We start from the raw sequence: 18186 nt of genomic DNA, 5'->3' as shown, positions 1-18186 counted from the left end.
AAAATGCGAGCGAATTTTTGATGCAATGGATATTTGACGGCCATAACGATGTGTTGCTGCGGCTCTGGCAGACATGGCAATCGGGCGGCGATCCCGTCGCCGAATTCGTCGACGGCACCTCGGCAGGCCATATCGACGCGCCCCGTGCCAGAACAGGCGGCCTGGCCGGCGGCATCTGCGCCATCTACATTCCCTCCAGCCATCTCGCCCTCAAGGAGCCGGATGGGCATGGCCGATACGAGACGCCGCTGGCCACGCCGCTCGACCGGCCACCCTCTCTCGACATCGCCCTGCAGAAAGCGGCCATTGCGCTGCGGCTGGATCGCGCCGGAGCCTGGCGCCTGTGCCGCACCACGCACGAGATCCGCGCCGCGATGGAAGCAAATGTATTTGCCGCCGTTCTGCACATCGAGGGCTGCGAGGCGATTGCCGCCGACCTGACCGCACTCGACGTTCTTTATGCCGCCGGCCTGCGCTCGCTGGGGCCGGTGTGGAGCCGCCACAACATTTTTGGCCATGGCGTTCCCTTCGCCTATCCGAAATCCCCGGATACCGGCCCCGGCCTGACAGCTGCCGGCTTCGATCTCGTTCGCGCCTGCGACACGCTCGGCATCGCCATCGATCTCGCCCATATCACCGAACAGGGTTTTTGGGACGTGGCGAAAACCTCCACCAAGCCGCTGATCGCCAGCCATTCGAATGCCCACGCGCTGACGCCCGTCGCCCGCAACCTCACCGACAGGCAGCTCGACGCGATCCGCGAGCGCAACGGCCTGGTGGGCCTCAATTATGCAGTGACGATGTTGCGGCCGGACGGCCAGGAGAATGCGAAGACGCCGATCTCCGACATGGTCCGCCATATCGATTACCTGGTCGAGCGAATGGGGATAGACTGTGTCGCGCTTGGTTCGGATTTCGACGGCGCCACCATTCCCGACGAGATCGGCGATGCCGCCGGCAACCAGAAACTCATCGACGCGCTCGCGGCCGCCGGTTATGGCGCCGATGACCTGCGCAAGCTGGCCCGCGACAACTGGCTGAGGGTTCTTGCCGTCACTTGGGGCGAGGTGGCGGCCTGACGGCCGCCACCTACCCCGTGAGGCGCGCTTCGTCTGCGACGATCCCGCCGCCCATCGTGATGCCTTTCAGCGCCACCGACAGCGGCTGCGGCCGCGCGAAAAAATATCCCTGCCCCAGTTCAACGCCGGAAGCCTGCAGCGCCGCACGGATCTCCTCCGTCTCGATGCCTTCGGCCACCGACTGGATGCCGAGATTGTTGCAGAGATTGGCCACAGAGCGGATGATGTTCATGCTTCGTTCGTCGCGATCGCATTTCAGCACGAAACTCTTGTCGATCTTGATCTTGTCGAACTCCAGCCGATGAACGTGGCTGAGGCTGGAAAACCCGGTTCCGAAATCGTCGAGCGAGATAGAGGCGCCTGCCGAACGCAGCATGCGCACCACCTCCGCCGCCGTGTCGAAATCGCTCAGCAGCGCCGTCTCGGTGATTTCCAGATCGAGGCGCGACACATCGACACCGGATTGCCGGATCTGCACCAGAAGCGCCAGGGCCGTCTCGCGATCGCAGATGTCGCGGGCCGACAGGTTGAAAGCCAGTCGGAGGTGATCCGGCATGACCTTCATGGCATCGAGGGCCTGGGACAGCAGGATCGACGTCATCCGGCTGACGATGCCCGTCCGCTCGGCGGCGGGAATGAAATCATGGGGGCTGACGGGGCCGAGCCGTGAACTGTTCCAGCGGGCGAGCGCCTCGAAACCCACAAGCCTGCTGCCATCCAGCGTCACCACCGGCTGGAATTCCAGCGAGAGTTCGCGGCTGAAATCCCCGGCCTGGAGTGCAAAGTCGATGGCATGGCGCCGCTTGAGCAGTTGCTGGTGGTCGCTGGAGAAAAACTCGACGGACCCGCCGCGCTTGCTCTTCATCTGGTAGAGGGCGAAATCGGCGCGTTCGTAGATCTCTTCCGACGTTCCCGTCCCACCTTCCGGATAGGCAATGCCGCACGATCCGGAGAGCCGGATCGAACCGCCGGGGATTTCGAAGGGGTCGCGCAACGTCGTGCAGAAGGCTTGGCCAAGGGCCGCCGCATCCTCCCTGCTGGTGCTGCCGGGAAGGATGAAACCGAATTCGTCGCCACCCAGCCGGGCAACGCTGCCCTCGCCCTGGCTGAGCGCATGGAAGCGCGTGGCGGCTTCCTTGAGCACGAAATCGCCGGCGGCATGGCCGAAGATGTCGTTGACCGGCTTGAAGCCGTCGAGGTCGACGAGGCCGACGACCGGCGGGTGGCGCGGATCGGCGCCGATCATGCCGTCGAGCTGCTGGAAGAAACTGCGGCGGTTGGCAAGGCCGGTGAGCTGGTCATGCAGCGCGTTGCGGCTGTTGACCGCGTTCAGCTGTTCGGTTTCTTCCTGCTTGCGTTCGAGGGCGGCCGTCAGCTCCACCAGGCCGGAAAAATTGTCGAAATAGCTCAGGATGACGCTGACGAAGGCCACGGACAGGAAGGCGACGCTGAGGGCCGTGGCGATGAAGACGGCGTTGCCGGAAAACAGGAAGGTCACCACCATGAACGAAAAGGTGATCGCCGTGGTGATCAGCGCCGCGGACGGCAGGTGCATGAGGCAGAAGATGCAGGAAATACCGGTGACGACGAGGAAATAGGCAATCTGTCCCTGCTGGTAAGCGTCGCCGTACTGATAAAGCCCGACGGCCCAGGAGGCGAAGCCGAGCGTCAGGATACCGGCCAGCCTCTCCGTCCGCCGCAGGTAACGATAGGCCGCCTCCGGCGTCACCGGCACCCGCCCGCGGGTCTGCCACCACAACAGCCGGACGATACACAGGACGGACATCAGGACCGGCAGGTAAGCGGCCAGCCAGAGCGGCGCCGTCCCTATGTGGGTCATCGAAACAGCAACGGCATTGATGATCAGCAGCGTATACAGAATGGGAACGCGTGTGCTCAGAGCCTCGAACTGCGCCAAGATAAGCTTCGGATCGTCACGTCGCGGCACGAATATTGATCGGATGCGCCCCATCCATCTCTTCTCCCATTCGAATATATCTAAACGCGGAAAAATTTATATTCTCTTATTGCAATTTTTTACTTTGCATCAACCATTTCACGCCCTGAAAAACCGATAATATTAAGATGAACGAATATACGAACAAGCGGTTTGCCCGCCCTTTTGCGCATGCTGAAATCTCCCTCTGCGCAAAGCTTCGCTCAAGCTTGACGGCATACACAAGGCTGCCATGAGCGGGGAAATCCGCTGTGAATGCACCTGTTCCGGCATCGCTCACGGCAGCAACCCAACGCGCGGTGAAGAGAAACGAAAAGCAGTCCCATGACGAAACTTTCCATCTGCATACCCGTTGAGCCCGGCAACCCTCCACCCGTCCGTCTTGCCACGGAGCTGCTCCACAATGCGGCATCGGATATCGAAATCATCGTGGCGCCTTACGGCGACACCTGCGCCGATGCCGAAGAGCTGTATGCCCTTGCGAAAAAGGATGCGCGGCTGCGCATTCTGCCGTCTGCACCGTTGGAAATCTCCACCGCCAATCTCTGGATCGGCACGGTTGCTGCCATGACGGGAGAATGGGTTACGGTGGTACGGCCGAACGACATCCTCGACCCGGATGTCGCGCAGTTCATCGTCCACGCCGAAGAAACCGTTCCCGGCCTCGACGCCTATGGCTGGAATTCGTTCCAGATCGATGCCGCTGCGCCGCGCAACGTCAACACGGCGGTCGCGATACCGATCCAGCACCACACGCGGGAAATCAGCCGGGACGACATGCTGGAAACCTTCTTCCAGTGGAACGAATCCAGCAACGTGCCGAAGATGCCCTTCGGCATCTATCACGCGGCGATCAAGCGCTCCCTGCTCGAAACCGTGCTGGCCAACTCCGGCGAGCGCAGCTGGCTCACAGCCTATCCGCAATATGAATGGTCGGCACGGGTGTTGCTGTATGCGGCAAAGTTCGGCTTTTCTTCCCGACCGCTTTCCGCAAGCGACGTCACGCCGTACCGGCCTGTGGACGCGCCCTCCGCCGTCGCGGGGTTCCCGTTCAACAGCAACATCGGCATCACCGCGGCCATTGCTGAAACCCAGGCGCGCGTTCTCCACGATCTCGACATAGAATGGTCCGGGTTCAACGAGAACTTCATTCGCGCCTGCATGCTCGACTGCATGTTCGTGCACGACGAGACGGCGTTCGAGGAGAAGGCCCAGGCCTATTATGCCGCGATCTGCGAGCTTGAGGGTGGCCGCCTGGCTTCGTCTTTCCGCCCGCCCTATCTGGCCGAGCCGCAGGCCGACCCGCGGCGCGGCCTGCATGACCGCCTATTGCTGGTCAACCGTTTCATCGGCAATGCCGTCACCGCGGAAGAATTCTTCAAGGTGGTCCGTTCGATGCTGACGCCGATCAGCCTCGTGAAGGAGGAACTGGACGCATTGAAGGTGCCGACCGTTGCGGCGAATGTCGCGTTTGGCGGGTCGCACGCGGCATGAAGGTGTTGCTGACCGGCGCAGGCGGATTTATCGGCCGCCACGTTCTCGACGCGCTGGACAAACAAGGCATCGAAACGATCGCCGTCGGTCGCCGGAAGCCCGACACCTGGTCCGGCGGCGTTTTCGAGGTCGCCGATCTGCTTGAAATCGACGACTTCGACGCATTTGCCGGCAAGATCGGCGCCACGCATCTGCTGCATCTCGCCTGGTATGCGGAACACGGCAAATACTGGAACTCGCCGCTCAACCTGCGCTGGAGCGAAGCGACGACGCGACTGGTGGAAGCCTTCTGCAAGGCAGGCGGGCGGCAGGTGGTGATCGCCGGCACGTGCGCCGAATACGACTGGTCTTATGGGTTCTGCCGCGAGGCGGAGACCCCGATAGAACCGGCCACCCTCTACGGCAGCGCCAAGGATGCCACCCGACGCCTGGCAATAGCGATCTGCCGCGAGCATGGCGTGCCGTGCGCCTGGGGACGGATCTTCCTGACTTATGGCATCGGAGAAGCGCCGCAAAGGCTTGTGCCGGCGCTGGCAGACGTCTTCCGGGGAGAACGCGATCCTTTTGCCATCGACAAGGATTGCTTCCGCGATTTCCTCCATGTCGCCGATCTGGCCGCAGCCTTTACCGCGCTGCTGACCGGAGGCGCAAACGGCGTCTACAACATCAGTTCGGGGGAACCCGTCCGGCTGGGCGATGTCGTCGGCTGGATCGCCGGCATCCTTGATGGCGACGCGGAGCGTGTCTTGCGGCTGACAAGCGGAAGGCCCGGACAGCCGCCGCTTCTCGTCGGTGAAAACCGGAAGCTCAAGGAACTCGGCTGGCGGCCCGCCATCACGATGCAACAGGGATTGAGAGAGCTTATTGCAAGGAATACCCATGGACATGCACACATGCCCCGTATGTTCGGGTAATCGGCTGACGTCGTTCTTGCGGCGCAGCCATGTCCCGACATTCCAGAACCTCGTCATGGCCGAACAGGCCGCAGCAAAATCCATCATGCGCGGCGAACTCGATCTGATGGCCTGCGAAGACTGCGGTTTCGTCTTCAACCGCGCCTTTGCACTGGCGCCGATCGACTACGACGAAGCCTATGACAATACCCAATCCTATTCCTCGTTCTTCGACGACTACCTGAACGACCTCGTCAGAATGCTGGTCGAGGAAAAGGGTGTCAAGGACTGCCTGATCGTCGAAGTCGGCTGCGGCAAGGGACAGTTCCTGCACAAGCTCGTCAGCTATCCCGGTGCCAACAATCGCGGCATCGGTTTCGACCCGACCTATGTCGGCCCGGACGAAGATCTCGACGGCCGGCTGCAATTCCAGCGCCGTTACTATGACAGCAGCTGCACCGACATCAAACCCGATTTCGTCGTCTGCCGCCACGTGATCGAGCATATTCCCGAACCGCGGATGATCCTGAAGGCGGTACGCGACGCGCTGGACACCTCGCCGGATGCCCGCGTCTTCTTCGAGACGCCGTGTGTGGAGTGGATCCTGCGCAACCGCGTCGTCTGGGATTTCTTCTACGAGCATTGCTCGATCTTTACCCAAAACTCCCTCGCCTTGGCTTTCGAGCGCAGCGGTTTCGTCGTCGACCAGGTCCATCACATCTTCGGTGGCCAGTACCTGTGGCTGGAGGCGCGTCCCACCACCGAACCTGCGCCGGCTGAACGGGAAACAACAGGCGAGACAGCAAAGCTCGCCACTGCCTACGGCCTGCACGAGGCCGAGCAGCGCCAGGTCTGGCTCGAACGGCTCCGTGAACTCAAGCAGGGCGGCAAGGTCGCCCTGTGGGGTGCCGGCGCCAAGGGCGCGACATTTGCCAACCTCGTCGATCCCGAGCGCGAGTTCATCGACTGCGTCATCGACCTGAACCCGAACAAGCAGGGCCGCTTCATTCCCGGCACCGGCCACCCGATCGTCGCACCCGCGTCGGTCGAGGCCCGCGGGGTGGCGAGCGCCGTGCTCATGAATCCCAATTATCGCGAGGAGAACCTGCGTCGATTGGCCGATTCGAATATCAAACTCGCCCTGATCGACTGGAGTGAATGATGAAGCTTATCCTCGACACCGACGCCAAGAGCTTGACGCTTGAGGACGCTGGAACCGTCAAGACACTAGACCTGTATTCCCGGGAGGCTTTCGAGGCGATTTCCCGGCAATGGGTGCGCGTGGGCTGGAACCAGAAGTACCAATACACCTTCAGCTGGATGGGCCGGCCGGTGATCCAGCTTCCCGAAGACATGGTGCGGATGCAGGAAGTCATCTTCTCGCTGAAGCCGGATGTGATCATCGAGACCGGCGTGGCACATGGCGGCTCGCTGATCTTCTATTCGAGCCTGTGCAAGGCCATGGAGAAGGGCCGCATCGTCGGCATCGATATCGAAATCCGGCCGCACAACCGCGCCGCCATCGAAGCCCATCCGCTGTCCGACCGCATCACCCTGATCGAAGGCTCGTCGACGGCGCCGGAGATCGTCGCGCAGGTCAAGGGACTGGTGAAGCCCGGCGAAACCGTGCTGGTGATCCTCGACTCCGACCATAGCTATGCCCATGTGGCCGACGAGCTTGAAGCCTATGCCGATCTCGTCACGCCCGGCTCCTACATCGTCGCCACCGACGGCATCATGTACGATCTTGCCGACGTGCCGCGCGGCACGGCCGACTGGACGACGAACAATCCGACGTTTGCCGCCCGCGATTTCGCCGAAAAGCATGCCGAATTTGTCATCGAGCAGCCGGCCTGGCCGTTCAACGAAAGCAGCCTCGGCGAAAACATCACGCATTGGCCGGGCGCCTGGCTCAAGCGGGTGTGAGACAAAACCATTCCCGGCCGGGCAGTGTGCATCGGCCGGACGACAGGATTTCAAAAAGGCCGCCCGCAGCGGCCTTTTTTCGTTGCGGCAACAAAAAAAGACGCCGCGGAGGCGACGTCTTGAATTCGAACCAGATGCGAGCCGATCTGTGCCTCGGAGGCGGGTGGTACCCGGCCTATTCGGCAGACAGGTCGGTGACGATCCCCAGATCGTCGGTCGATCGCGACGACCGTTCCGGGATTTCCGGGATCAGCGAGACTACTCGACCTTCAGTGTCGGGATCGCCGTCACGAACGTCCCACCCCAGTCTCTGATATACGAAAGCTGTTCCTTGATTTCTTTCTGCAGGTTCCATGGAAGAATAACGACCCTTTCCGGCTTTTGTTCTTTCAACACGTCTTCGGACACGATGGGAATTCTGCTGCCGGGCAGGAAGGTGCCCTGCTTGGCAGGATTCTTGTCGACGACGAACGACAGGAGATCCGGCTTGACGCCGGCGAAATTCAACAGCGTGTTGCCCTTCGCCGCCGCGCCGTAGGCCGCAACCTTCAGGCCCTGGCGCTGGCAATCGATCAGGAAGGCGAGGAAATCGTTGCGCACGCGCTGCGCTTGCGCCTGGAAGGCGGCGTAATAGGAAAGATCCTTCATGCCGACCGCCTGTTCGCGGTCGAGCAGATCCTGCACGGCCGGCCGGCGCGGATGGGCCTGCGCATCGGCGCGGCAAGCGAACACACGAAGACTGCCGCCATGCCAGGGCGTCGTCTCGACGTCGAAGACGAAGAGGCCGTTCGCGGCAAAGATCCGCTCCACGGCGGTCAGCGAGAGATAAGAATAGTGCTCGTGATAGGCCGTGTCGAACTGCGCTTCGCCGACCATGTTCATCAGATGCGGGAATTCGAAGGTCGAGACGCCGTCGGGCTTCAGCAGCGTGGCGAAACCGCGGACGAAATCGTTGATGTCGGGCACGTGCGCCAGCACGTTGTTGGCGGCCGTCAGGTCGGCGGCCCAGCCTTTCGCCACCAGGCTCTGCGCCAGTTCGACGCCGAAGAACTCCTCGACCACCTCGATGCCCTTGTCGCGCGCAGCCGCTGCCGTGCTGGCGGTCGGCTCGACGCCGAGACAGGCGATGCCGGCCTCCTTGACATATTGCAGCAGGTAGCCGTCATTCGAGGCGACTTCGACGACCTTCGAGCCGGCGCCGAGCCCGAAGCGCTCGGTCATGGCCGCGACATAGGTTTTCGCATGGCTCAGCCAGGACGAGGAAAACGAACTGAAATAGGCGTAGTTTTCCGAGAAGAAGGTTTCGCGAGAGGCGAAGTCCTCCGTCTGCACCAGGAAACATTCCGTGCAGGTTCGGATGACCAGCGGGTACCAGAGTTCCGGTTTGTCGAGCCCGGCCGCGGCGACATAGGAATTGGATGGCGGCGCCGTGCCGAGATCGAGGAACGGCGCCATGGTCTCGTTGGCGCAATGACGGCATTTCATGCAGCGACTCCCCGATACTCAGGCGACAGCAAAGGATGCGCGCGATCACGCATCGACAGGTTGGAGACCGGCAGGGGCCAGTCGATGGCGAGCGCCGGATCCTCGGCGTGCAGGCCGGCTTCGGCCTCAGCCCTGAAGGGCGCCGAATGCAGATAAATCATGCGGACATCGTCGGTCAGTGTCTGGAAGCCATGGGCAAAGCCCTGGGGGATCAGCAGCGAACGGGTATTTTCACCCGACAGTTCCACCGCGAAATGCTTGAGGAATGTCGGTGATCCCTCGCGCAGATCGATGGCAACGTCGAGCACCGCGCCGGCAACGCAGGTGACCAGCTTGGTTTCGGCAAACGGCGGCAGCTGAAAATGCATGCCGCGCACGGTGCCGGCCTTTTGCGTACCGGTTTCGTTGACCTGGGCGACCGGACCGAGCCAGCCGGCCTCTGCCAACTCCTCGGCACAGAACAGCCGTGTCAGGAAACCGCGATCGTCGCCCAGCCTGGCACGTTCGAGCAGCGCCAATCCTTCGATCGGCGTATCACGTCGCAGGAAACGGCTCATACCGCCACCTTGAGCGGCTGCCGGATGGCGTCTTCATAGGCGGCAATATCGGCCAGGCAGAGCGCCTCGGCGGAAGAACCGCCTTCGTATCGGCGATACCAGTCCATCGTCCGGCGAACCGTTTCGCCGAGATCCCAGCGCGGCACGAAACCGAGGGTTTTTGCTGCCAGGCTGCTGTCGAGCATCAGGTAACCGGCCTCGTGAGGGCCTTCCGTGCCGTCGCCGAGCACCATGTTGCCGGTGCCGTAGGCGGCACGGGCCACCTCGAGAACCTTGCCGACGGTTGCCGCCGCGCCATGATCCGGGCCGAAGTTGAAATGCCTGTCGAGCCCCGGGTTCGACCATAGCCGTTCCGCCAGCGTGATGTAGCCGTGCAGCGGCTCCAGCACATGCTGCCAGGGACGCACGGCGCCGGGACGACGTACGTCGAGGGTGCCGCCGCTGCTCCACGCGCGCACGGCATCGGGGATGAGACGATCTTCCGCCCAGTCCCCGCCGCCGATGACGTTGCCGGCGCGAGCAGTCGCGAGACCAACATTGCGGCCGAGGAAAAACGAGGATCGATAGCTGCTGGTGACGATCTCCGCTGCTGCCTTGCTGGCGCTGTAGGGATCGTAGCCGCCGAGTGGATCGGTCTCGACGAAGGCGCGGCCGGTCTCGGCGTTCTCGTAGACCTTGTCGGTCGTCACCACGACGATCGAGCGGATGTCGGGAGAGATGCGCAGGACATCGAGAAGGTTGGCGGTGCCCTGGACGTTGATGTCGTAGGTCGCCGCGGGATCGCGATAGGCGGCCCGGACCAGCGGCTGGGCGGCGAGGTGGAAAACGATCTCCGGCCGCACCGCCATGACACGCGCGGCGACGGCCAAGCGGTCGCGAATATCGAGTATGCCGTCCTCGCCGGTGCCATCGTGACCGAGCAGGCGATGGAGGGACGGCGTCGTGGATGGTGCCAGCGACAATCCGCTGACATGGGCACCACGTTCTGTCAGCCAAAGCGACAACCAGCTCCCCTTGAAGCCGGTATGCCCCGTCACCAGAACGCGTTTATCCTTCCAGAACGACGTCGTCACCATCTCACCATTTCTTCCAGGGGGGATTGCCGCTCTCCCAGAGCGTTTCGAGGTGGGTCTTGTCGCGCAGCGTATCCATCGGCTGCCAGAAGCCTTCGTGGAAATAGGCCCTCAACTCACCGTCGTCGGCCAGGCTGCTCAAGGGCGCGCGCTCCCAGATCGTCGCATCGTCCGGAATGCGGTCGATGACCTTAGGCGACAATACGAAGAAGCCGCCGTTGATGAAGCCGCCTTCGCCTTCCGGTTTCTCGACGAAACCCTGGACCTCGTCGCCGTGCAGCTTCAGCGCGCCAAAACGCGCCGGCGGCCGCACGGCCGTGACGGTCGCCAGCTTGCCGTGGTTCTTGTGGAAGCGGATGGTATCGGCAATGTCGACGCTGCAGACGCCGTCACCATAGGTGAAGCAGAAGGCTTCCTCGTCCCGCAGATAGGAGGCGACACGCTTGAGGCGGCCGCCGGTCATCGAGTGCTCGCCCGTATCGACCAGCGTCACCCGCCAGTTTTCGGCGTTCTTGCGATGGAACTGCAGCCGGTTCTCGGCCAGGTCGAAGGTGATGTCCGACATGTGCAGGCCGTAATTGGCGAAATATTCCTTGATCACATACCCGCGAAAACCGCAGCAGACGATGAAATCCCGGATACCGTAGCTGTGGTAGATCTTCATGATGTGCCAGAGGATCGGCCGCCCGCCCACCTCGACCATCGGCTTCGGCTTGAGCTGGGTCTCTTCGGACAGGCGCGTGCCCAGGCCGCCGGCAAGGATGACGGCCTTCATGACTGCACTCGCATCGATGGCAAAGACAATTCAGCAGGATTGAGAAATCTCATCCCGCGTCCGAAAAGCATCATGATTCGTCAACCCGGTGAATAATTTCATTCCGGGGTCGAACCTAACGGCCGAAGCTGTTGTCAAACTGGAGCGTGGCGCGGCGCATGCCGCCGCAACCTTTCCCCGAAGCGAAGGAAAAACGATCCACTCAGAAACGGGCCGAAGCCAGCATCTGCTGCATGCTTTCGATGTCGTAGCTGTTCTTGCGCCCCAAGTGCTCCTCCCATTCGAGGGCGTTGCGCACGATGCCGTCAAGATCGTCGAACGACGGCACCCAGCCCAGCGTTTCACGCGCCAGCGCGGAATCGGCGACGATGCTCGCGGGATCGCCGGCCCGGCGCGGCGCATAACGGACGTCGAAGCGCCGCCCATGCACCCGCATGACCGCCTGCAGCACCTGCAGGACGGAATAACCCTGGCCGTATCCGCAATTTGCCGTGAGCGAAACACCGCCGCGCCGCAGATAATCGAGGGCGCGCAGATGCGCCTCGACCAGATCGCTGACATGGATGTAGTCGCGCACGCCGGTGCCATCGGGCGTGTCATAGTCGGTGCCGTAAACATCGACGCCGGTGCGGCGGCCAAGCGCTGCCTCGCAGGCGACCTTGATCAGATGGGTGGCACCCATCGTCGATTGTCCCGTCCGGCCCTTCGGGTCGGCGCCGGCGACATTGAAATAACGCAGGGCGACATAACGGAAGGCATGCGCCTGCGCCGTATCGCGCAGCATCATCTCAGACATCAGCTTCGAAACGCCGTAGGGGCTTTCGGGCCGGGGCGTCACGCTTTCCAGCACCGGAACGGCGCTCTCCTGCGTTCCATAGACGGCGGCCGTCGAGGAGAAGACGAAATGCGGGATGCCGGCCTTGACCGCAGCCGACAGCAGCATGCGGGTCTTGCTGGTGTTGTTCTCGTAATATTCGAGCGGATGCATGATCGATTCCGGCACGACGACCGAGCCGGCAAAATGGATGATCGCGTCGATGTCGTTTTCCGCAAACACCTGCTGCAGCAACGTCTCGTCGCCGGCGTCGCCCATGTAGAAGCGCGCTTCGGGCGCGACCGCCCAACGGAAGCCGGTGGAAAGCCGGTCGAGGACCACGACATCCTCACCCGCATCCAGAAGCGCCCATACCATGTGACTGCCGATATAGCCTGCGCCACCCGTCACCAGCACCGCCATGATTTATACTTCCCTGTTCGTTTTTATTGGGAAGCATCAAAGCGCGGGTTTCTTTTCAAATTCGTTCGGAAATGCCTGTTTCCGCCGGCTGCGGCCGGTTTGTTTGGCGATGTGGCAAACGGTTGCTTGGGGAATTCGCTCGAATTTTAGCGAACTCCCCTGATAGGTCCAAAACCTGTCAGCGCGCTTGGATATAAGCGGCAAGGCGCGCGGCAGCCTCCTCGATATGCGCCGGGTCGCGCAGGAAGCAGGCGCGCATGAACAATTCGCCGCCCGGCCCGAAGGCCGTGCCCGGCGCAAGGCCGACACCGGTCTTGTCGACGATGTCGATGGCCGCCGCCCGGCTGTCGGTGACACCGTCGATCTTGAGGAAGGCATAAAGCGCGCCGTCGGGCTTCAGTGTCTCGACGCGGTTGGTGGCGATCAGCGCGTCGCAGAGGATATCGCGGGCTTTCGCGGCCTTTTCGATGTTCATCTTCACCAGGTCGTCGCCCTGGTCGAGCGCGGCAACGGCGCCGCGCTGCATGAACTGGGCAACACCCGACGTCGAATATTGCACCAGGTTTTCGATCACCTGGCCCATTTCCGGCGGTGCGACGATCCAGCCGACGCGCCAGCCGGTCATCGACCAGTTCTTCGAAAACGAATTGACGAAGATGATCTTGTCGCCGCTTTCCATGACATCGAGGAACGACGGCGCGCGGGCACCAATGTAATAATAACGGGCATAGATTTCGTCGGCGAGAATCCAGATGTCGTGCTTGCGGGCAAGCGCCAGGATAGCAGCGAGATCTTCACGGGTCGCGGTCCAGCCGGTCGGGTTCGACGGCGTGTTGATGAACATGGCCCGCGTCTTCGGGGTGATCGCCTTTTCCAGGCGATTAAGATCCAGCGACCAGCTGCCGTTGATAAAATCCAGCGTCACCGGCACCGAGCGGGCACCGGCGATATCGAGGGCGGCGGCGATGTTCGGCCAGGCGGGCGACAGATAGATCATCTCGTCACCCGGAGAGGTCAGCGCCTGGACCGACAGCTGGATCGCCTGCATGCCGGAACCGGTGACGTAAAAATGCTCCATCGGCAGCGACGTGCCGAAATGTCGGCTGTAGTAGTTGGCCAGCGCCTGGCGCAGTTCCGGAATGCCGCGCTGCCAGGTGTAGAAGGTTTCGCCGGCAAACATCGCATCGGATGCCGCCTGGTTGATGAAGCCGGGCGTCGGCAGGTCGCCTTCGCCGACCCAGAGCGGAATCAGTCCGTCACGGCCGCGGGCATAGTTGACGACTTCGACGATGCCACTTTCAGGGGCTTCGAGTGCACGCGGGCTCAGGCTGTTCAGAATCGACATGGGTTCTCTCCGATTTCCGGTCTTCATAACCGAGGATCGTCAACAAATCCCATGATATTCCCTGAGCGACGGATCGATTCTGTTGATGAATCGCAACAGTCCGGCCGGACGACCGGCCGGACTGCCTGGCCATCCTTATTTGGTTTTCAGGAGATCGCGGATCTCGGTCAGCAGTTGGATATCGGCCGGCGGCGGTGCGGCAGCCTCTTCCTTCTTTTCCTGCCGTTCGACCGACGCGCGCAGCTTGTTGACGCCCTTTACCATCAGGAAGATGATCCAGGCCAGGATCATGAAATTGATGACGACGGTGATGAAGTTGCCGTAGGCAAAAACGGCGCCCTGCTCGCGGGCAGCGGCCAGCGACGTGGCCGTGACGGAAGAACTCAATGGAATGAAATAGTTGGAAAAGTCGAAGCCGCCGAAGATGACGCCGACGATCGGCATGACGATGTCATTGACCAACGAGTTGACGATCAGGCCGAAGGCACCGCCGATGATGACACCGACGGCAAGGTCCATGACGTTGCCGCGTGCGATAAATGTCTTGAATTCATTGAGCATTCGATAGGCCCCCTGTTGCAATCGATCCGGACCGGCGCAGAAGAAGCGTCCTTCCGGATATTCTAACATGCCGATCGAAGTACGAACCGGCCCGAATGTAAATAGGTCTCTTGGACTTAAGGCCTAGAGGCGGGCAATTTTCAAGCGCGCCGCTTTGTCCTATCCTCAACTTTCCTGCACGGCGGGAACGGAGGGGGAATGCTGCCAGGCTGGGTCATATTCGCATCGGCGATCGGCTATCTGCTGCTGCTTTTTGCGGTCGCGAGTTACGGCGACCGCGTGAGTCAGGTCAGGGGAGCCGCGAACAGGGGCCGGCCGATCGTCTATGCGCTGAGCCTTGCCATCTATTGCACCTCGTGGACCTATTTTGGCGGGGTCGGCCTGGCGGCGGAACGCGGATTGGAATTTGCGGCGATCTATATCGGCCCGATCCTCGTCTTCACGCTCGGCATGCCGGTGCTCCGGCGCATCACGGAACTTGCCAAGGCGGAAAAACTGACCTCCGTGGCGGATTTCATCGCCGCGCGCTACGGCAAGAATTCGACGGTCGCCGGCATCGTGGCGATGATCTGCCTGGTCGGCGCCGTTCCCTACATCGCCCTGCAGCTGAAGGCGGTTTCCAGTTCCGTCTCCGCCATCGTCAATCCTTCCGATTACGGCATCGGCAGCGGCAATCTCTATTTCGTCGACCTGCCGCTGATCGTCACGCTGGTGCTCGCCTGCTTTGCGGCGATGTTCGGCACACGGCATACCGACGCCACCGAACACCAGGACGGCCTCATCCTGGCGATTGCGATGGAATCGCTGGTGAAGCTGGTCGCCTTCGGCACGGTCGGCATATCGGTGCTCTTCCTTTTCTTTGACGGGCCATGGGACCTCTGGGCGAAAGCCTCCGAGAATGCGCGGGTCATGGCGGCACTCAGCTATGAGACGCCGCTCAGCCGCTGGATCACGCTGACCATCCTTTCCGCCTTCGCCATCATCCTCCTGCCACGGCAATTCCATGTCACCGTCGTGGAAAACCGCACCAAGGGCGAACTGAAGCTCGCCGGCACGCTGCTGCCGGTCTATCTCGTCGCCATCAACATCTTCGTGCTGCCGGTCGCCATCGGCGGCGTCATGGTCTTCGGCGGCAGTGGCGACGCGGATATCTACGTGCTGTCGCTGCCGCTCGCCAATGCGATGCACACGGTGTCGCTGATCACCTTCATCGGCGGGTTTTCTGCGGCAACTGCGATGGTGATCGTCGAATCGGTGGCACTGGCCATCATGATCTCCAATGACCTGGTGATGCCGATCTTCCTGCGCCGGAATTTTTCCGACGACAGCCAGCGCAAGAATTTCGCCCGCTCGTTGCTCAACATCCGGCGCACGGCGATCTTCGCCGTGATGCTGCTTGGTTACGGCTATTACCGCTCGACGGACTCGACCACAGGGCTCGCCTCCATCGGTCTGCTCGCTTTTGCCGCCATCGCCCAGATCGCACCGCCGCTGATCGGCGGCCTGGTCTGGCGACGCGCCAATGCCCGCGGCGCCATCGCCGGCCTCATCAGCGGTTTCGTCATCTGGGCCTATCTGCTGTTCATGCCAAGTCTCGGCGGGCCGGACTATTCCTACGTGGCGCCGGCCGTGCTCGGCTTCATCTTCCCCGGCATGACGCTGTTTACCGATCCGGGCGCCGATCCACTGGTGAACGCGGTGACGCTCAGCCTGCTGGTCAACTGCACCGCCTTCATCATCGGCTCGCTGACGCGCAACCCAAAACCCGTCGAGCGCATCCAGTCCGGCATCTTCGTCAAACGCCATTCGCGCTCGCAATTCGCCACCCGCGGCTGGAAGACCCGCGTCAGCGTCGGCGACCTGAAAGCGGCAATCGCCCGTTATCTCGGCGACGAACGCATGGAGCGCTCCTTCGGCACCTATGCCCGCACCGCCGGCCGGCCGCTTCTCGACGACCAGCCGGCCGACATGGCCCTGATCCATTTTTCCGAACAGTTGCTCGGCAGCGCCATCGGCTCGTCTTCGGCCCGCCTCGTCCTGTCATTGATCCTGCAGAAGGCCGAAGACGCCTCCTCGGACACGGCATGGCTGCTCGACCAGGCCAGCGAAGCGCTCCAATACAATCAGGACATGCTGCAGACAGCGCTTTCCCAGATGGACCAGGGCATTGCCGTGTTCGACAGCTCCAACCGGCTGACCATCTGGAACCGCCGTTTCCGCAATCTGCTCGACCTGCCCGAACATGTCGGCCAGGTGGGTTTTCCGCTGGCCGACATCGTCGCCATCCTCTCCGAGCGCGGCGACATTCCGGTGAGCGACCAGAACCATGTGGTGCGCAACTTCCAGACCCTCGACAAGCCGTTTTCACTGGTGCTGAACGGTGGCCAGACGATCATCGAAGTTCGCTCCAACGCCATGCCGGACAAGGGCATCGTCGCCACCTTCACCGATATCACCCAGCGCGTCGCCGCCGACAAGGCGCTGAAGCAGGCCAACGAAACGCTGGAGCAACGCGTCGCCGAACGCACCGGCGAACTGACCCGCGTCAACCACGAACTGGCCGAAGCCCGCGCCAGCGCCGACGAAGCCAATATCGGCAAGACCCGCTTCTTCGCCGCCGCCGGCCACGACATCCTGCAGCCGCTCAATGCCGCCCGCCTCTACTCGTCATCGCTGGTGGAACGCATGGGCAATTCCGACAACAGCACGCTGGTGCGCAACATCGATTCCGCGCTGGAATCGGTCGAAACCATCCTCGGCGCCGTTCTCGACATTTCCCGCCTCGATACCGGGGCGATGAAACCGCGGCTTGCCACCGTGTCGCTCAACGACCTGCTTGGCCGCATCGAGACGGATTTCGCCCCGATCGCACGCGAGAAAAAGCTGAAGCTCGTGATCATGCCGACCTCGCTGCATGTGCGCTCCGACCCCAACCTGTTGCGGCGACTGATCCAGAACCTCGTATCCAACGCCATAAAATATACGCTGAACGGCAAGGTGCTGGTCGGCGCCCGGAGGCAGGGCAACCAGGTGGTCATCCAGGTGCTGGACAGCGGGATCGGCATCCCCTCGTCGAAATTCCGCACCATCTTCAAGGAATTCGCCCGTCTCGACGAGGGCGCGCGCACCGCCGCCGGCCTGGGGCTTGGCCTGTCGATCGTCGACCGCATCTCAAGGGTGCTCAACCACCCCGTCAACCTGCATTCCATCCCCGGCCGCGGCACGGATTTCCGGGTGCGCATGCCGCTCGACCTCTCCGTTCCGGCCGCTGCCCCCGCCTCCGCATTGCCCGCCGGTGACACCGCGTCGCAAACGCTCAAGGGTTTCCGGGTGCTGTGCATCGACAACGAACCGAAGATCCTCGAAGGCATGCAACTGCTGATCTCAGGCTGGGGCTGCGAGGTAAAAACCGCCGCCTCGCTGGCGGAGGCGAATGAACGCCTGACGGGCGACAGCATGCCGGACCTGATCGTCGCCGACTATCATCTCGACAGCGGCGACGGCATCGCCGCGATCCGGGCGCTACGGATATTCTTCAAGGCGGATATCCCGGCCCTGCTGCTGACGGCCGACCGCAGTGTCGAGGTTCGCGCCGAGGCGGAACGCCACACGATCGCCGTGCAGCACAAGCCGGTCAAACCCGCAGCTTTGCGCGCCTATCTCACCCAGGTTTCCGGGCTGAAGCGCGCTGCCGCCGAGTGAGCAGAAATGGAAAACGGCGGAGCCGGCCTAAACCGTTCCGCCGCGTTTCCTCATAGCTTCCCCGGCATCCTTGCGATGCCGAAGCTGCAGCCGCAACCCGTC

Annotated in this window: 14 protein-coding genes; 6 read left to right on the top strand and 8 right to left on the bottom strand. The window is 62.2% G+C overall.

Annotated elements, in window-relative coordinates; translation table 11 throughout:
• Positions 1–20 precede the first annotated feature (20 nt).
• Entirely contained in the window at positions 21–1079 is a 1059-nt protein-coding gene (locus ACSQ3I_RS02455) for a dipeptidase (protein WP_435995750.1), read from the top strand.
• A 10-nt stretch (positions 1080–1089) separates the two neighbouring features.
• Here ACSQ3I_RS02455 and ACSQ3I_RS02450 read toward each other — a convergent pair whose 3' ends face one another.
• The gene (locus tag ACSQ3I_RS02450; protein ID WP_435995749.1) at positions 1090–3051 is read right to left on the bottom strand and encodes a putative bifunctional diguanylate cyclase/phosphodiesterase; all 1962 of its coding nucleotides are present in this window, start codon (positions 3049–3051) and stop codon (positions 1090–1092) included.
• A gap of 309 nt (positions 3052–3360) precedes the next feature.
• Here ACSQ3I_RS02450 and ACSQ3I_RS02445 point away from each other — a divergent pair, with 309 nt between their 5' ends.
• From ACSQ3I_RS02445 to ACSQ3I_RS02430, 4 genes are read left to right on the top strand one after another with little or no spacing between them, the layout of a single operon-like run.
• Positions 3361–4530 (top strand): hypothetical protein, encoded by a 1170-nt coding sequence (locus ACSQ3I_RS02445; protein ID WP_435995748.1) that lies wholly within the window; start codon positions 3361–3363, stop codon positions 4528–4530.
• Positions 4527–5444, top strand: coding sequence for an NAD-dependent epimerase/dehydratase family protein (locus ACSQ3I_RS02440; RefSeq protein ID WP_435995747.1), 918 nt, complete (start codon positions 4527–4529; stop codon positions 5442–5444). Before ACSQ3I_RS02445 ends, ACSQ3I_RS02440 begins: the two co-directional genes overlap by 4 nt.
• Entirely contained in the window at positions 5410–6585 is a 1176-nt protein-coding gene (locus ACSQ3I_RS02435; protein ID WP_435995746.1) for a class I SAM-dependent methyltransferase, read from the top strand. The genes ACSQ3I_RS02440 and ACSQ3I_RS02435 overlap by 35 nt, the downstream gene beginning before the upstream one ends.
• The gene (locus tag ACSQ3I_RS02430; protein ID WP_435995745.1) at positions 6582–7349 is read left to right on the top strand and encodes a cephalosporin hydroxylase family protein; all 768 of its coding nucleotides are present in this window, start codon (positions 6582–6584) and stop codon (positions 7347–7349) included. Before ACSQ3I_RS02435 ends, ACSQ3I_RS02430 begins: the two co-directional genes overlap by 4 nt.
• Before the next feature lie 258 nt (positions 7350–7607).
• On the opposite strand, the gene ACSQ3I_RS02425 is transcribed toward ACSQ3I_RS02430, so the two are convergent.
• From ACSQ3I_RS02425 to mscL, 7 genes are all read right to left on the bottom strand, one after another.
• Positions 7608–8834, bottom strand: coding sequence for a methyltransferase domain-containing protein (locus tag ACSQ3I_RS02425; protein WP_435995744.1), 1227 nt, complete (start codon positions 8832–8834; stop codon positions 7608–7610).
• Entirely contained in the window at positions 8831–9391 is a 561-nt protein-coding gene (locus ACSQ3I_RS02420; RefSeq protein ID WP_435995743.1) for a dTDP-4-dehydrorhamnose 3,5-epimerase family protein, read from the bottom strand. The genes ACSQ3I_RS02425 and ACSQ3I_RS02420 overlap by 4 nt, the downstream gene beginning before the upstream one ends.
• Entirely contained in the window at positions 9388–10467 is a 1080-nt protein-coding gene (gene rfbG, locus ACSQ3I_RS02415) for a CDP-glucose 4,6-dehydratase (protein ID WP_435995742.1), read from the bottom strand. Before rfbG ends, ACSQ3I_RS02420 begins: the two co-directional genes overlap by 4 nt.
• A 1-nt stretch (position 10468) precedes the next feature.
• Positions 10469–11239, bottom strand: a complete 771-nt coding sequence (gene rfbF / locus ACSQ3I_RS02410) for a glucose-1-phosphate cytidylyltransferase (RefSeq protein WP_435995741.1) — start codon at positions 11237–11239, stop codon at positions 10469–10471.
• A 202-nt stretch (positions 11240–11441) separates the two neighbouring features.
• Positions 11442–12476 carry a UDP-glucose 4-epimerase GalE gene (galE, locus tag ACSQ3I_RS02405; RefSeq protein WP_435995740.1) on the bottom strand — a complete coding sequence of 345 codons (1035 nt, stop codon included), beginning with the start codon at positions 12474–12476 and terminating at the stop codon, positions 11442–11444.
• A 178-nt stretch (positions 12477–12654) separates the two neighbouring features.
• Positions 12655–13821, bottom strand: a complete 1167-nt coding sequence (locus ACSQ3I_RS02400; RefSeq protein ID WP_435995739.1) for a pyridoxal phosphate-dependent aminotransferase — start codon at positions 13819–13821, stop codon at positions 12655–12657.
• A 135-nt stretch (positions 13822–13956) separates the two neighbouring features.
• Entirely contained in the window at positions 13957–14382 is a 426-nt protein-coding gene (gene mscL, locus ACSQ3I_RS02395; RefSeq protein ID WP_435995738.1) for a large conductance mechanosensitive channel protein MscL, read from the bottom strand.
• A 198-nt stretch (positions 14383–14580) separates the two neighbouring features.
• Between mscL and ACSQ3I_RS02390 the strand changes: the two genes are divergently transcribed.
• Positions 14581–18084: a hybrid sensor histidine kinase/response regulator gene (locus ACSQ3I_RS02390; RefSeq protein ID WP_435995737.1), complete on the top strand. Its 3504-nt coding sequence runs from the start codon at positions 14581–14583 to the stop codon at positions 18082–18084.
• The last annotated feature ends 102 nt before the right edge of the window (positions 18085–18186 follow it).

The sequence above is a fragment of the Rhizobium sp. LjRoot30 genome (genome assembly GCF_964253915.1).
GTDB lineage: Bacteria > Pseudomonadota > Alphaproteobacteria > Rhizobiales > Rhizobiaceae > Metarhizobium.
This window is presented reverse-complemented; position numbering and strand designations above follow the sequence as displayed.

Bases quoted from the DNA above. Each gene is read 5' to 3' on its own strand.
- ACSQ3I_RS02455 (WP_435995750.1), top strand. From the start codon at position 21: ATGCAATGGATATTTGACGGCCATAACGATGTGTTGCTGCGGCTCTGG.
- ACSQ3I_RS02440 (WP_435995747.1), top strand. From the start codon at position 4,527: ATGAAGGTGTTGCTGACCGGCGCAGGCGGATTTATCGGCCGCCACGTT.
- ACSQ3I_RS02445 (WP_435995748.1), top strand. From the start codon at position 3,361: ATGACGAAACTTTCCATCTGCATACCCGTTGAGCCCGGCAACCCTCCA.
- ACSQ3I_RS02390 (WP_435995737.1), top strand. From the start codon at position 14,581: ATGCTGCCAGGCTGGGTCATATTCGCATCGGCGATCGGCTATCTGCTG.
- galE (WP_435995740.1), bottom strand. From the start codon at position 12,476: ATGGCGGTGCTGGTGACGGGTGGCGCAGGCTATATCGGCAGTCACATG.
- mscL (WP_435995738.1), bottom strand. From the start codon at position 14,382: ATGCTCAATGAATTCAAGACATTTATCGCACGCGGCAACGTCATGGAC.
- ACSQ3I_RS02400 (WP_435995739.1), bottom strand. From the start codon at position 13,821: ATGTCGATTCTGAACAGCCTGAGCCCGCGTGCACTCGAAGCCCCTGAA.
- ACSQ3I_RS02435 (WP_435995746.1), top strand. From the start codon at position 5,410: ATGGACATGCACACATGCCCCGTATGTTCGGGTAATCGGCTGACGTCG.
- ACSQ3I_RS02430 (WP_435995745.1), top strand. From the start codon at position 6,582: ATGATGAAGCTTATCCTCGACACCGACGCCAAGAGCTTGACGCTTGAG.
- rfbF (WP_435995741.1), bottom strand. From the start codon at position 11,239: ATGAAGGCCGTCATCCTTGCCGGCGGCCTGGGCACGCGCCTGTCCGAA.
- rfbG (WP_435995742.1), bottom strand. From the start codon at position 10,467: ATGGTGACGACGTCGTTCTGGAAGGATAAACGCGTTCTGGTGACGGGG.
- ACSQ3I_RS02450 (WP_435995749.1), bottom strand. From the start codon at position 3,051: ATGGGGCGCATCCGATCAATATTCGTGCCGCGACGTGACGATCCGAAG.
- ACSQ3I_RS02425 (WP_435995744.1), bottom strand. From the start codon at position 8,834: ATGAAATGCCGTCATTGCGCCAACGAGACCATGGCGCCGTTCCTCGAT.
- ACSQ3I_RS02420 (WP_435995743.1), bottom strand. From the start codon at position 9,391: ATGAGCCGTTTCCTGCGACGTGATACGCCGATCGAAGGATTGGCGCTG.